The organism is Arsenicibacter sp. R0_47 (genome assembly GCF_057652235.1).
In genome coordinates, this window is the sequence record NZ_JBYFCJ010000005.1 from 254,563 (window position 1) to 270,507 (window position 15,945).

At 54.8% G+C, this 15,945-nt stretch carries 6 protein-coding genes; all 6 read left to right on the forward strand.

The annotated features are described in order from the left end of the window. The first annotated feature begins 35 nt into the window (after positions 1 to 35). From AC23NW_RS12565 to AC23NW_RS12590, 6 genes are read left to right on the forward strand one after another with little or no spacing between them, the layout of a single operon-like run. Positions 36 to 1,757: a hypothetical protein gene (locus tag AC23NW_RS12565; protein ID WP_487449880.1), complete on the forward strand. Its 1,722-nt coding sequence runs from the start codon at positions 36 to 38 to the stop codon at positions 1,755 to 1,757. Continuing rightward, a complete protein-coding gene (locus tag AC23NW_RS12570; protein ID WP_487449881.1) occupies positions 1,741 to 8,223 on the forward strand; it encodes a hypothetical protein in 6,483 nt (2,160 codons plus the stop codon). The genes AC23NW_RS12565 and AC23NW_RS12570 overlap by 17 nt, the downstream gene beginning before the upstream one ends. Positions 8,224 to 8,227: 4 nt before the next feature. Then, a complete protein-coding gene (locus AC23NW_RS12575; protein ID WP_487449883.1) occupies positions 8,228 to 10,429 on the forward strand; it encodes a fibronectin type III domain-containing protein in 2,202 nt (733 codons plus the stop codon). A 12-nt stretch (positions 10,430 to 10,441) separates the two neighbouring features. Beyond that, positions 10,442 to 13,588, forward strand: a complete 3,147-nt coding sequence (locus AC23NW_RS12580) for a fibronectin type III domain-containing protein (protein ID WP_487449885.1) — start codon at positions 10,442 to 10,444, stop codon at positions 13,586 to 13,588. A 50-nt stretch (positions 13,589 to 13,638) separates the two neighbouring features. Beyond that, positions 13,639 to 14,127, forward strand: coding sequence for a hypothetical protein (locus AC23NW_RS12585; RefSeq protein WP_487449886.1), 489 nt, complete (start codon positions 13,639 to 13,641; stop codon positions 14,125 to 14,127). Between the two features lie 60 nt (positions 14,128 to 14,187). Next, positions 14,188 to 15,885, forward strand: a complete 1,698-nt coding sequence (locus tag AC23NW_RS12590) for a glutamine--tRNA ligase/YqeY domain fusion protein (protein ID WP_487449887.1) — start codon at positions 14,188 to 14,190, stop codon at positions 15,883 to 15,885. Positions 15,886 to 15,945: the final 60 nt, after the last annotated feature.

Below are 15,945 nucleotides of genomic sequence, written 5' to 3' on the forward strand. Positions count from 1 at the left end.
GAGTAGCTTTGTCAGGGTTTGTAAACGCTCTGTCTATGCGCTACGTTTTACAGCATGTTTTGATAACAGTCTGGCTGGTACTGGCAGGTCACGGGCAGCTGGCGGCTCAGGCCATGCCGGATTCAACGGGGAAAGGGTCCCGAAAGTCCTCGCCGGTTAAGCTGTCGGGTGGTTTGAATGCCTACGCCGGTCTGTACATGGCCAGTGGTATTGAGGGACGGAATCAGCCCTCGCCGTTCGGTATCAGCGGCAACGTAACGGTAACGCTCCCGGGCGGCATTGCCCTGCCGTTTTCGGCCGTGTTGGGGAATCAGGGCACCAGCTTCCGGCAACCATTCAATCAGTTCGGGGTATCGCCGACCTACAAATGGGCGACGGTGCATGCGGGCTACCGCAACGTTAATTTTTCGCCCTTTACGCTGGCGGGCCACACCTTTCTCGGCGGCGGTGTCGAACTGAATCCGGGCAAACTGCGCCTGGGGGCGGTCTACGGCCGCTTCAACAAAGCCATCGCCTCGACCCTCGCCGAACCGGATGTGATTCCTTCCTACAAACGGACGGGGTACGCCGTAAAAGTCGGGTACGGCAAACCGGGCAACTACGTTGACCTGGTCATGCTGCGGGCTGCCGACGATTCAACGTCCATTCAGTCGGTTGCGCCAACGGCAGCGCAGACGGTTAAGCCGGCTGAAAACCTGGTGGTGGGGGCTACCTCGCGGCTGCTCATTCTCAAACACATTACCGTCGAACTGGATGCCGCCGTGAGTGCCTATACGCGGGATGTGCGGGCCAGCGAGATCTCGGCCGAAGGTAAATCGCCGCTCGTCCGGTTTTTCGGGCAACTGTTTACGCCACGACTGTCTACGCAACTTACGCAGGCGACGCAGGCCGCTCTTGGCTATAAAGGTAAAAACGCAGGCATCAAACTGCAATACAAACGCATCGACCCGAATTTCCAGACAATGGGGGCCTACTACTTTCAGTCCGATATTGAGAGCTATGCCATTGCCCCAAACCTGTCAGTGCTGGAAGGAAAGCTACGGTTATCAGGGAGTTACGGGATTCAGTTCGATAACCTCGGCAACAACAAAAATGCCCGGACCGGCCGGAAAATCGGCTCGCTGGTGGTCAGCTACAATCCCGGTACCAAATTCGGCGTTGACCTGCAATTGACCAACTATGGTATCAGCCAGCAGGCGGGTATCCGGCCCCTGATCGACACGCTGAAACTGGCTCAGAATAACCTTGCTGCTACCACCAACCTGCGCTACACGCTCCAGAAAGAAGACGTGATGCAGGTATTTACCCTGACCACAACCTATCAGAAACTAAGCGACCTGAACGCCAGCACGGCCGGTCAGACCGAGAACACGAATATCAATTTGAATCTGGGCTATTTTTATCAGCAGACAGTGACAGGGTGGGGTGTTAATGGCATGGTGTCATACACCGAAACGCAGTTGCCGGTGGCGGTAGGGGCCGAAAATCGTCTGGTCCGGTTTTTCGGCCCCACCATCGGCGCTACCCAGTCGTTTCTGAAAAATAAACTAACTACCTCGCTCAACGGCAGCTATCTGGTCAATCAGCAGTCGGGGATTACGGGTAAGGTCATTAACGCATCGGCCAACGCCGGTTATCAGATTGCGAAGCGGCAGACGGTCAGCCTGTCGCTGCTGTATCTGAACTCAAACACTGGTATTGCAACACAAACCTTTAATGAATTCCGTGGGAACCTTGGTTATGGCATCACGTTCTAACGCCCGCTGTCCGGGATTTACAATCCCGAACTACCTGAAAGCGGATTTGCAATCTGCGCTTCACTGGTTGTTGCTTGGCTGTGCACTGCTGGTATCGGCCGTCGCAGGAGCCCAGACCTTTCCGCTTCAGATTCAGGTCAGTGTGGTACCGCCTTACAGCGCCTATCTACAGGATTACGCCGGGGCGGGGCAGCAGGTCCGCATCGTGATCATCAACACCAGCCAGACAACCTACCAGGTCCGGCTAACCGGTCAGCTGACGGGCGATAACGGCGTCGAGATCCGGACCTCGGCCAACTACCGGCCGCTACGGCCGCTGACGGTACCGCCCGGCCAGAAGCTCCTGACCCGCGCCGATCTGGAAGGCCTTTTCGACCTGAATCAGATTGAGGTGGCGGGCATCGACAAGTCCCGGCTGGCGCAGGGGTTGCCGTTGCCGGACGGGTTTTACCAGCTCTGCGTGCGTGCGTATAATGAGGGCCGTTCGGCAACGGGCGCTACGTTGTTTGGCCAGCCTCTGTCGGCAGAATTTCCGATTGGCTGCTCAGCCCCGATTCAGGTGCGGGCCGTTGAACCGCCGATTCTGGTGGCCCCGCTCTGCGATGCAGAAGTAATGCCGGTCAACCCGCAGGCGCTGGTGTTTACCTGGACGCCGCCGGTGGGCATGTCGCCCGCGCAGGTGGAATACACGCTGCGGGTTGTGGAGCTGCCACAGGTAAACATCGATCCGAACGTATTTATTGATGCCGTGGCGCTGCCAAGGTCGGGTGTTGAGGTGCGTAATCTCCGTACCGGCACGTTTCTGTACGGCCCGACACAGCCGCCGCTGACCCCGGGTAAGCGGTATGCCTGGCGCGTACAGGCCATCGACCGGAGCAAAAAGCTGAACTTTCTGAACGACGGCAAAAGTCCGGTCTGTGTGTTTACGTACGGGAGCGGGCCAATCGTGCAGCTAGCGTCGAATCCAGGTGTAGAGCTGACCCAAACGCCGTCATTAGTAGTGCCGGTCGATGGGCTGAACACAAAAATAGCCCTTCCCGAAGCCAATACATTGCTGGCTCAGGTATCAGCACCGAAGGCAATGAAAGGGGAGGCCCCTGTTCCACCCGCCATTAACTGTAATACCGGCACATTACCCGCCGACAAGAATCCGGTTACGGCGGCTATTGATGGGAAAACACTGAAAATCGGTGCGTTTGATCTGGTGATTTATAAGGCTTCGGCACAGGGCAGCAGCTTCTCGGGTGAAGGGCGAATCACCTGGAATAAAGCACCGGTCAGGGTCACCTTCAACGGATTAAAGGTTAATGCAGCAGGGCAGGTATTTGAAGGGCTGGTTAGTTCAACGAAAGACGGAGCCGGTATGCCGGCCATCTCGCTTGGACAGATTGATGCCTATGGCGGCTTGCCTAAAGATTACTTCAGTACCATTAAAAACGATCTGCTGGAGGCTGGAAAACAGGCTGCTACCATTTCACTGCCGCTGAAATACGAAGCGAAATTAGGTACAGTCGGTGTGAATCAGATGCAGTTTTCGCCGACCGGGGCCCAGATGGATATGGTGTTGGGGGTATCTGTTCCGGAGGCAGGGCTGGATTTGTTTCTGGCAGCCACCAACGTGTGTATGAGTCCGGATAAAACCCTGCCGAATACTGCCATGCTGTATCTTATCAAGGATTTTCCGCTACCGATACCCGGCGGGATCGGTCAGAAACTGGTCGTTAAGAAAAGCGATGCACCAAAGATAAACGGCACCTATGCCAGCGTGGTCAACGGGGAGTTTACCAAGGTACATGGCGTACTGGACCTGAATCTTGGCAGTAGTTTGCTTAAACTTGATGATGGCGCCGGTAATGTGAAAGCCGGAGATGTCGTTGGGACCATTACGGCCGATTTCGAGCAGTGGTCAGACTGGTATGGTATTGTTACACTACCTGCTTTTCAGCTACCGGTGCTGAAGGGACTTACCTTCACCGGTAAGGATATTGTCTATGATCATTCTGACAAAACAAATGCACCTGGTTGTACATTCCCGGATGAATACAAAGGGGATAAAGGAAATACGTTCCGTGGGTTTTACTTCAATGACTTGCTGCTCGAACTGCCGGGCTCGCTGAAAAGTGATCCGCGTATAAGTGTGACCGTTAAAGGTGGGGTGCTCGATGAAAGCGGATTTACCGGTGTGGTAAAGGCGGCTAAAACGCCGGTGATTGACTATAACAAAAATACGCTCGCTGGTTTTGGTTTTTCGGTCGATGATATCAATATGCTGATCGTCCAGAACAGTTTCCGTAGCGGAGGCATGTATGGCCGGTTGCAGTTTCCGATCAGCGATGATGCGTTTAGTTACAGTTGTAATTTATCGGGAGGCTTTGATAATATGCAGTTTACGGTGACGCCGAAAGATGGATACAACGTACCTTTATTCGCGGCTAATATGGACCTGGCTAAGACAACGAATATAAAAATTGTCATCCAGAAGGGACAGAAAGCCACCATCGATATTCAGCTTGACGGGCAGGTCGCCGTCGATGTGAAGAAGTTTGCCGGCAGCGGGGCCGTGGGTAGTGCTATTGATGCGACATTACCGAAACTATATTTTGAAGACTTCACCATCCGGAACCAGAAGCTGTCAGCCAGCGATAAGGCGCTGGGTGGTTCGGGCCTTTTCCTGAATACGGGAGCATGGTCGCTGACAAATGATGTAGCCAAAAAAGCCGGCGGGAAGCCATCTGGCGGCGGACCTGCCGATGCCGGCCATGAAGAGCTCTTTGCCGCACTGGCTGACGATACACAGCCCGGTACCCTGGCCGGATTTCCAATTGATTTTGATACGCCAACCATCGTGGCCACCGGTCAGGGTGCCGGTATCCGGCTGGGGATCGGCGTTCACCTCGGCGAAGAGGCAGAAGATGCAAGCTTTGTACAGGCACATGGGACGGTCGATATTCTGGGCGATATCAAGACAGAAAACGGCCGCTTTAAGCCGGTTTACAACGGCACCTACCCCAACAGCTTGTCGATAAGCGGGAATATCGGGGTACTGAAAGTATCCGGTGGCCTCACGTTTTTTTATAATGACGGCACCTACGGCAACGGCATGAAAGGGAATGCCAAAGTTGATATTCCGTCGATCGGAACGGGGATCAGCATGGTGATGCTGTTTGGTAAAAAAGAGTTTCACTATGCCATGCTGGATGCCAATGTGCAGTTTTCGCCGGGCATCTCGATGGTAGGCCCGCTGATGCTGACGGGTTTTGGCGGGGGCATGCACTACAACATGACCATGAGCGGTACGCCGGCTGATGTCAGCAGTGCTACCAGTACACCGGTAGCTGATCTGAAAAACATTGGCAAAACACCCTCTGGCCTGGTCTATAAGCCTGCCAGCGGAAACTGGGGCATAACGGCGCGGGTGCTGGTCGGACTGGCTGATATACACGTCTTTAATTCATCGCTGGAACTCACGGTTAATTTCAAAGGCGGTGGATTCAACAGTTTTGCGATGATTGGTAAGGGAACTGTTATCAGCAAAAACGGTGACCCGGCCGCGAATGATGGTATGATTACGACAACCCTGGTTGTAAAGTACACACCGGGTATGTTTGATGTGGAGTTGGATGCCGATGCGAAATTTGTCGGCACAACGGTTAAGGTGCCTTTCCGGATGCACTTTGCCAGCAGCGAATGGTTTGTAAAATTGGGTGATCCCTATGACCTGAACGCACGGGTATCGCTTAAACTCATTGACGTTAACACTAGTATCGTAAGCGCTCATCTGACCTTGAGCGGCTACGTGGCAGCCGGAAATGTTTTCAGCAAACTGCCACCGCTGCCGGATCCAGTGATCAAGTTCCTGAATATGCCGGATGCCGATGCGGAGGTAAAGAAGGCGTATGCCTCGCGGAAAATGACCTATCCGGAGCCGGTTTCTACCGGAAAAAAACTATCCATTCTCTTCGGCGGACGAATTGACGGCGACCTGAATGTGCAGCTGATGCCGTTCCGGTGTCATGCGAAGGCAGTGGTTGGGTTTGATGCCGGTCTGCAGCAAGGGGTAACCTGCGGCGGGGGCGGGCCGCCGGACGGACTTAACGGCTGGTACGGGCAGGGGCAGGGCTATGCGTACTTTAATGGCGGTATCGACCTGTATGTAGACGTCTGGTTCTTCGAAGGCTCGGTAAATATCATGGACCTGACCGCTGCGGTTCTGTTTCAGGGAGGCTTTATGAATCCGACCTGGGCCAAAGGAAATGTCCGGATCAGAGGTAGTGCGCTGGACGGACTGGTCAGCGTTGATACGCGGCAAGGCTTTTCAATGGGTGAGATTTGTACGCCTGTTTTCAACGGCGATCCCCTGGCAGACATCGATATTATTCAGGACCTGACCCCGACCACCGGCTCCGCCGATGTAAATGTCCGGCCGGTGCTGGGGGCTACGTTCAACATTCCGGTAAGCAAGCTGTTTACGGTCCTGATCCCTAGCGGCGAGGTACGTCAGTACATCTTTAAGGTAGATACGCCTACACTGATGTGGGGCAAAAAAGCAGGCAATGGCGGTACAGGCATGACGACGCTGGCGGAATCGGATCAGACACCAATCAGCTGGACACCGGACAAAAAAGCGTTTACGCGTCAGGTAAAACCGTTTCTGATGTCAAATGCCTACTGCACCTTTAAAGTGTCGGTCAATATTTACGAAATCGTAAACGGGGTTCAGACAAGCCCGTATATCGATAAGCTGAAAAAACGGGAGCCACGCAGTCAGTCGAAGTCGGCCAGCTTCACCCTCGGCAAACAGCCGGATGCTATTCCGCTGGATCTGGTTGACATTAGCTGGCCGTTGCCGGATCAGCATTATTTCCTGAAGAAGCAAGCAAGTCAGGGGTTTGTCAGGATGTTGCCGGAAGTCTCGCTGAAGGGGCTGGATATCGTGAAGCCTGACCCTAAAAAAGAACTTGTAGCCCTTTTTCAGGAACAGGGCGGTGCAACGCTTACATCGCCGGTATTGGTAGACGGGGACAATAAACTGACCTTTAATTTGCCGGGTGCGCTGAAAAACAGTCAGGTCTACCGCCTTGAGATACGCAGCCGGGAGAAAGCTCCGGCCGTCGGCCAGTCTGGCAATGCCGGTATCATTACTACGGCCTATAAAAATACCGGTCAGAAAGGCATCATGTATCAGCAGACATCGTTCAATGCTAATGTCCTGAAAGCCCTGGCTGCTGCTGATGTTGCCAACGCCGGTCAGGAGTTGTTCGGGCTGGTATTCCGGACAAGTCAGTACAACACGTTTGCGGAGAAAATTAACAGCCTGCAGCTCTCCGGTGATTACCTGAACCGGTCGGCATTCGGGCCAAATGCCGGTCTGATTGAGTTGAATACGAAGGCTGATGCAGAACTTTTCGATGATTTCGAGATTTCCGGCGGTCAGATTTACAACCGCTGGTATCAGCCGGTCATGTGGTTTGAGACGCCGATCGGTAACTCAAAATTTGATCAGGAGATGAAAACCCGCGTTTACGATGTGATGACCAAATGGAATACCGACGGCGGTGAATATTATCGGGATTGTTGTCAGCCAAATCCGAAATATGGGAAAGACTATCCGGGCGATTCGTATGATGTGGAGTGCTGGCAGACGCTGGATGCCGACAACCTGTTCAGTTGTGATCCGAAACGCAATACCGGTACATTGCTGCCGACCAACGCAATGATGGTTTTCCCGGATATCGCGAAAAACCAGAAAAGCGGGAAGGTCGATTTCGGTAGCTTCCTCTACAACAGCAGCAAAAAATCGTATGCCGGTTATATGACCAGCCCGACCGGGGTTAATACCGGAGTGCTGATGGGCGGGCAAACCGGCGGGTCCGGAAACAATGATCCGAGATTCACGATTTCGCCTGTTGAAACGGGAATGGTCACGAAGTTCGTGTTTGAACGTGACCGCTACATGATGAATGACCTGGTGGCTCTCATGTATTTTATGAAACAAATGCGTCATCAGTTTGAGATAGGTATTCAGAATAACTGCCTGTATTCCTATCCACAGATGAATAACTATCCGGACCCGATGTGTACATCGTTCAATTATGTTGCCCAGCAAATGAAACAGCTGATGGATAAGCCGGTAGCGGCCAAACCGAAACAGGACCCAGGTAACCAGACGAACGGCACCTTTACGGTTAATTCAAAAACGCTCGGGTTATATGGCCGCTTTTACATGGGGCGTTTCCTCAACGATAAGCAATGGAAGGTCGCCTATGATGATTACTACAAAACGATTCGGATTGACTACGACGATATTAACGGACGGACGGCTGCCGATGGCTTTGATGTGGTGTTTAAATACAGCCTGGACGCTGTCGATGATTTTACGGGAACGTGCCGTTCCGAAAAAGGACAGCCTGAGTTCCCGCTGAGTAAGGTGACGAAAAAGTACTTTATAACCGGTGCCAAAAAATAATACCATGAAAACCATAGAAACACATAAGGCGGTTTCCTCTGTGAAAAGGCTTTGGGTATTTGTCAGGATCATGGTACTCTGCCTGATAGCCGGTTTCGTAGGTGCGCAACCCCGGCCGAAACCGGCGGAAACAAGCGATAACCCGGCCATTACGCTGCGTACCCGTGTACATGCCGACTCCATTGTGCTGCGCTGGGCGGTGACACCGGCGGCCTACTGGCTTCAGGCAAATCAGCGCGGCTATATCCTCGAACGGCTTGATTTTGCTGCACCTGGTGCCCGGCCTACCCGGCAGCGCCTGACCGTACAGCCGATCCGGCCCTGGTCACTGGATTCTATGAAACGGCTTTTGCCGCGTAATGATCCTTATGTGGCCGTAGCGGCGCAGCTGTTACATGGCAAAACCTATCAGGACTTTGGTAAAAGCGACATGATGGGTTTTTACAAACAGTATGAGGAGCAGCAAGGTAAATTACTGGTGGCAACGATGGCTGCTGAGTTTTCCCCGGCGGCGGCTAATGCGCTGGCCTTACGCTGGGTAGACCGGACGTACAAAAAAAAGACATACCGGTGCGTTTACAATCTCTGGATTAATAACGGGCCTAACCCGAAAGCTACCGATCTTACGAAAATAGCCATAGCTGAGGTGTTTCCGGCACGGTTGGATACGCTGACAGCGCCGGCCGTTAACGACGTAGTATCCGGTGACAGGGTTATCAGGCTGAGCTGGTATAACTACCACCGACAGGGACGGTTCGCGGGTTTCTACATTGAGCGGAGTACGGATGGTAAAACGTTTCAGCGCCTGAACAAGGTGCCGTTTGTTATGGCGAGGCCGGATTCGGCTGATCTGAAACAGGCCGCGGTACAGGCCGATTTGAAAGCCACTGACCCGCGACTGGTCGAATTCACGGATTCGGTTAACGTGAATTACCGGAGATTTTATTACCGCATCATTGGCATTGACAGCTTTGGCGAGCTTAGTCCCGTTTCAAAAACATTGGTTGGCAATGGCGTTGATCTGACCCCGCCATCAGCCCCTGTCCGGGTGCAGCAGCAGGTAGAGAATAATCAGCGGGTTGTGCTGAAATGGGAAATGCCCGGGCAGACACCCGATCTGAAAGGCTTTTTTATCGGCAGGGCCGGAACGGTGAAAGGCCCTTTTACGCCTTTGCATCAGAATCCGCTGCCTGTGTCAGCACGAACATTTACAGACGAAAAACCGGGGGCGTATTTTGGGCAGTATTATGTGGTAGCGGCGCTGGATACGGCCGGTAATATAGCCTATTCATTGCCGGTAGTTGCCGTGATTGAAGATCATACACCACCCGCCGCACCGCGCCGGCCAACGATCAGGGTAGATACAAACGGAGTGGCCCGGCTTACCTGGCCGGCTAGCCGGGAAGTTGATGTAGTGGGGTATAAAGTGTATCGCTCCTATCAGGTAAACAATCCGAAATATGGTCAGCGTACCAGCCTGGTGCTGCCGGATACCACCCTGACCGATTCGCTGCCTACCCGTACGCTGACCCGCTCGGCGTTCTACAAACTGGTTGCGGTGGATGCCGCAGGTAATGCGTCTGCCTTTTCGGAACCGGTTGAAGTAGAAATCCCTGACAAAGTGCCGCCGTCTACACCGGTTATCCGGTCGGCTACCGTCGAAAACCGCGGCGTCCGGCTGGCGATCATTCCGAGCGGCAGCGATGATGTGACAGAGCACACGCTGTTTCGGCGCGAGCCGGGTGGGGTATGGCAGGCGATTTACCGGATACCTGGTAGGCCCGTCAATGAGATTACCTGGATTGACACAACCCTGATTCATCAGCAAACGTACGAATATAGCCTTATTGCCAGGGATAAAGGAGGCCGGCAGTCGGGGCGGTCCTTTGCCGTGTCGGCGCAGTATGTGAATCTGGCGAAGCTCGGCGTACCGGTACCAACGGATGTACGGGCCGTATTTAATCCGCAACAAAAGGCTATCCAGGTTACCTGGCGTACAGATTATCAGGACGGTAAGCGCCGGTTTATGATCTATCGGGGTGTAGCCGGTGAGCCGCCGGTAATGTATCGTACCGTTGAGCAGGTAACAACATTTACGGATCAACAACTGCCACAATCAGGGACGTACACATACCGTGTGCAGTTGATTACAGAAGAGCGGAAGTCGGTTCCGAGCGAGCCGGTTCAACTTGTGTACAAACCTTAAACAACATGTAAGATGAACAGGATAAGCTACGTGTTATTGATGATTGTGTTGATGGCTGGCTTCACTCTTCCTGCCTTCGCCCAGTTCACCGCCCCGTCTAACCTCGCCGCCACAGCGCCGGCGTATAACCGCGTCGTGCTGACGTGGCGGGATAATTCGACGGGAGAAACGAAATTTGAAATCGAACGGAATAACTTCACCAGCTTTACCAAAATCGGTGAGGTTGGTGCCAACGTGACCACCTATACCGACAATTCGGTCGGGGGCGGGACGTACCGGGTGCGGGCCGTGTTTGCGACCGGTGCGTCGGCCTATTCCAATGAAATTTCGATTTCAACCCCTCCCGAGCCCCCCGGCGCACCGACGGGGCTGGCCCTGACGTTGCAGGGGAGCAGCATCCGGCTGGTCTGGAACAACGGCTCAGGCAGCGCGCCGACGGATTACCAGATCGAACGCAGCAATAATGCCGCTAACGGGTTTGTGCTGATCCAGACGGTTGCCTATAGCCGGACACCGACGTATACCGACAACGGTGTGGCCAGCGGAACGCAGTACTGCTATCGGGTCCGCGCCCGGTATAGCGGCGGCGCATCCGACTACTCCAATGTGCCTTGCCTGACCACGCCGCTGGCGCCAACCAACGTGGTTAATCTACAGGCGCAGGCCCTGTCGGGGACCTCGATCAAACTGACCTGGAACCGCTACGGCAAAGAAAGCGGCATTGCCATTGAACGCCGGCTGGGGCAGAACGGCAGCTGGGCGCGCATTGCCACGACCCTGGCCGACGGCGGGGAATACACCGACAACAGCGGCCTTTCGCCCGGTACGGAGTACTGTTACCGGATTTATGAAGACGGCCATGACTATTCGTCGGTTGCCTGCGCGACTACACAGCAAACACCTCCGGCCGCCCCCGCGCGGCTGGCAGCAACCGTTATATCATCGACGCAGATTGATTTGCAGTGGGCCGATCTGTCCAATAACGAAACCGGCTTTGAGGTCGAGCGGGCGAGTGCGCCGGGCGGACCGTTTACCAAAATTGCCGATCTGGGCATTAACACCCAAACCTATTCAGACCGCAACCTGACCCCTAATACGCAGTACTGCTACCGCGTGCAGGCCAAAAACAGCGTTGGCGGTTCGGGCTTTTCCAATACGGTCTGCGGGACAACCCAGCCCATTCCGGTTCCCGTTGCACCGGCTAACCTGGCGGCGGTCGCGGCCTCGTCTACCCAGATCAACCTGAGCTGGACGGATCGGGCAGATAATGAAACCGGCTTTGAGCTCGAGCGGGCAAGTTCGCCGGGCGGACCGTTCACCAAAATTGCCGATCTGGGCATCAATACGCAGACATACACCGACCAGGGATTGGCGCCAAATACGCAGTACTGCTACCGTGTGCAGGCCAAAAACAGTTCGGGCGGATCGGGTTTCTCAAATACCGCCTGCGCCACAACACCCGCCCCGCCGGTGCCGCCGCCTGCCGCTCCGGCTAACCTCGTGGCTACGGCGGTGTCGTCCTCACAGATCAACCTGAACTGGACCGATACTGCAACCAACGAAACAGGGTTTGAACTCGAACGCTCGACGGATGGAACGAACTTTACCAAAATCGCCGATCTGCGCCCCGACATAACAACCTACCAGAACACGGGCCTGAATCCGGCGACCCGCTACTTTTACCACGTTCGGGCCATCAATCAGGGCGGTCAATCGGCCTACTCAAACGTTGCCGATGCGACTACGGCCGATGTGGTACCGAATGCCCCCGCCCGGCTAACGGCACAGGCAACGTCGTTTTCGGCAGTTGTACTGAACTGGGCCGATGTATCGAACAACGAGACGGGCTTTCAGGTGGAACGGGGGCTCAGTTCAACGGGCGCCTTTACCAAAATTGCGGATGTCGGAGCCAACGCGACCACCTACACCGATGCCGGCTTGACTGGCTCCACGCAGTATTGCTACCGCATCCGGGCCATTAACGCTGTCGGGGCGAGCGCTTATTCAGACGTCGCCTGTGCCACAACACCGGCCGCTCCGGTACCGCCGCCATCGGCTCCGACAGCCCTTGTGGCCACGGCAGTGTCGTCGGCTACCATCAACCTGTCGTGGACAGATAACGCGGCGACTGAAACGGGGTACGAAATTGAACGCTCGGTTGATGGGACCAATTTTACCAAAATTGCCGATGTGCCGGCCAACACCACGACGTATCAGAGCACGGGCCTGAATCCGGCGACCCGCTACTTTTATCGGGTGCGCGCCGTGAATCAGGGCGGTGGCTCGGCCTACTCAAACGTTGCCGATGCGACCACGGCCGATGTGCCGCCCGCCGCTCCGGCACGATTGGTTGCCACGGCGGTATCGTCAACACAGATCAATCTGCAATGGGCTGATCTGTCGGGCAACGAAACCGGTTTCCAGATTGAACGGTCGGCCGACGGGATCAGCTTTACCAAGATTGCCGATGTGGCGGCTAACGTAACGACGTACCAGAACACCGGTCTGACGTTTCTGACGAAGTATTACTACCGCGTCCGGGCGGTCAATACCATCGGTCAATCTGCGTACTCCAATGTGGCGGATGCCACGACGCTGCCGCCGCCGGTTCCGGTTGCGCCGCAGAACCTGACCGCCGTCGCCACTGATTTTGACCGGATCCGCCTGAACTGGTCGGCCAGCACCGACATTGTGTCGGGCTATGTGCTGGAACGGGCCTTATCGCCGACGGGCACCTTTACCGTCGTTGCGGAAGTAGCGTTTGGCACCAATTCGTATCTGGATACAGGCTTGCAGGAGCAAACAGTGTACTATTACCGGCTGCGGGCGAAAAATGTGGCCGGCGCCTCGCCGTACAGTAACGTTGCCAGTGCGAAAACCGAAGAAATGGTGGTGGCCGTGAAGAAAGAGCCTGTGGCGCCGATGTGGCAGGTGACGCAGCTCGGCGACGAGGCATTGATTCAGTTTGCCCCGGAAGTGACGGGCCTTGTCCCGATCACAATCTACGACCTGCAGGGCCGCCCGCGGCAGACGCAAACGGTGCGGGTGATTCCCAACCGGCCGGTATCGGTTCCGACCGATAGCCTGAACGGAGCCCTGTTTATCATGACTGCTGACACGAATAAAGGCCTGTTAAAACATAAGCTGATGAAGCCATGAAAAACATAAAGTTTAATGGAGAATGTGTAATGCATAATGGACAATGGAGAATGAATAATGGGACATGGCATAAGGATATCAGTGCCTTTATTGTGAAGTGGAGCACATTATTCATTATTCATTTAACAGTATTCATTTATTCTTCCTGTCAGCCAAAACAGGTGACGCCGGTTGACAGCCTGATCGGGAAGGTGTGGAAGGCAAAGTCGGTGAAGGAGGGAACGACGGTGGTGTATACCGATGGGGGTACCGGAAACGTAAAGCCGGGCTATAGCGGCTTCCGGCTCGACCTGACCAAAAAGGACCAGGTGACGCTGAAAGACATCGACGGCCGTACCCTGACCGGGACGTGGAGTGTATCGACGGATAACACGCGGCTGATCCTCGAAAAGCTGCAGCCCAACCCGACCGGCACCGTCGGGACGATTGAATACCTGTTTCTGAGCCTGCCGACTGCCACCAATATGAATATGCAAAGAACGGCCGAAAGCCGGAAGACGGGCAACAGCATCAATGAATATGAACTGGTGCCGGAGTAATTGTTTGTTCTTCCGGGGCAATAGCCTTAATTTCGGGTCCTTAATTGAGTAAACCTGATTATGGCCGAAGTATCTAAAGAATCAAATGAAAAAGCGGAACGTTCGCTTAATTTCATTGAACAAATCGTAGAAGAAGATATTGCCAACGGCAAAAACGGTGGTCGTGTGCATACACGTTTTCCGCCCGAGCCGAATGGCTACCTCCACATCGGGCACGCGAAGTCGATCTGTCTGAATTTCGGCCTGGCGGACAAATATGGCGGGCAGACCAACCTGCGTTTCGATGACACGAATCCCGTGACCGAAGACACCGAGTACGTTGAGTCGATCAAGGCTGACGTACGCTGGCTGGGCTTCGACTGGGAAAACGAATTCTATGCATCGGATTACTTCGACCAATTGTATGCGTTTGCCGAGTCGCTGATTCAGAAAGGATTAGCGTATGTTGACGATTCGACGGCCGAAGAGATTGCGGCTCAGAAGGGCACACCAACGGAGCCGGGTACGCCGAGTCCGTACCGTGGCCGGTCAATCGACGAAAACCTGGATCTCTTCCGCCGGATGCGGGCCGGTGAGTTTCCGGATGGTGCAAAGGTGTTGCGGGCCAAAATCGACCTGGCGTCGCCGAATATGCACTTCCGCGATCCGATCATGTACCGGATCAAACACGCGCATCACCACCGGACGGGCGACAAATGGTGCATCTACCCAATGTACGACTTTGCGCACGGCCAGTCGGATTCCATTGAAAACATTACGCACTCGCTCTGTACGCTGGAGTTTGAAGTGCACCGGCCGCTGTATCAGTGGTATATCGAGCAACTGGGTATTTTCCCGTCACATCAGTACGAGTTTGCGCGCCTGAACCTGACCTACACGGTGATGTCGAAGCGGAAACTGCTGAAACTGGTGAACGAAGGCCACGTCAGTGGCTGGGACGACCCGCGGATGCCAACGATTTCGGGCCTGCGTCGCCGTGGTTATACACCGTCGTCGGTGCGGGAGTTTGCCGACCGGATCGGGGTGGCCCGCCGCGAAAACCTGATTGATGTCGGGCTGCTCGAATTCTGCATCCGCGAGGAGCTGAACAAATCGACCAGCCGCGTAATGGCCGTGGTAGATGACCAGCCGATTAAGGTAGTGATCACCAACTATCCGGAAGGGCAGACGGAGATCATGAAAGTCGAAAACAATCCGGAAGATCCGTCGTCGGGTGAGCGCGATGTGCCGTTTGGCCGCGAAATCTGGATCGAGCGCGACGACTTTATGGAGAATCCGCCGAAGAAATACTTCCGTCTGGCGCCGGGTCAGATGGTGCGGCTCAAAGGCGCGTACATCATCAAGTGCGACGAAGTGGTGAAGAACGAAGCCGGTGAGGTGGCCGAACTGCGGTGTACGTATATTCCGGAAAGCCGTTCGGGATCGGATACATCCGGTATCAACGTGAAAGGCACGATCCACTGGGTGTCGGTTGAACACGCGGTTGAGGCCGACGTGCGGCTATACGACCGCCTGTTCATTGTCGAAAATCCGGCCGCCGACGAGCGTGACTTCCAGGAGCTGCTGAACCCGAACTCCCTCGTCACGGTGAAGGGTCTGGTCGAGCCATCGCTGAAAGACGCCGCTGCCGGCGAACGCGTGCAGTTCATGCGCAAAGGCTACTTCTGCGTCGACGCCGATTCAACCGCCGACAAGCTGGTATTCAACCGTACCGTTACGCTGAAAGACAGCTGGGCCAAGGAAGCGAAGAAAAATTAACCGTACGGGCGACCCCACGTGGTCGCCCATTTCATATATCGCCGGATTGGTTTTGGTCGC

Coding starts and splice junctions, on each gene's coding strand:
- AC23NW_RS12590 (WP_487449887.1), top strand. CDS start 14,188: ATGGCCGAAGTATCTAAAGAATCAAATGAAAAAGCGGAACGTTCGCTT.
- AC23NW_RS12570 (WP_487449881.1), top strand. CDS start 1,741: ATGGCATCACGTTCTAACGCCCGCTGTCCGGGATTTACAATCCCGAAC.
- AC23NW_RS12575 (WP_487449883.1), top strand. CDS start 8,228: ATGAAAACCATAGAAACACATAAGGCGGTTTCCTCTGTGAAAAGGCTT.
- AC23NW_RS12565 (WP_487449880.1), top strand. CDS start 36: ATGCGCTACGTTTTACAGCATGTTTTGATAACAGTCTGGCTGGTACTG.
- AC23NW_RS12580 (WP_487449885.1), top strand. CDS start 10,442: ATGAACAGGATAAGCTACGTGTTATTGATGATTGTGTTGATGGCTGGC.
- AC23NW_RS12585 (WP_487449886.1), top strand. CDS start 13,639: ATGAATAATGGGACATGGCATAAGGATATCAGTGCCTTTATTGTGAAG.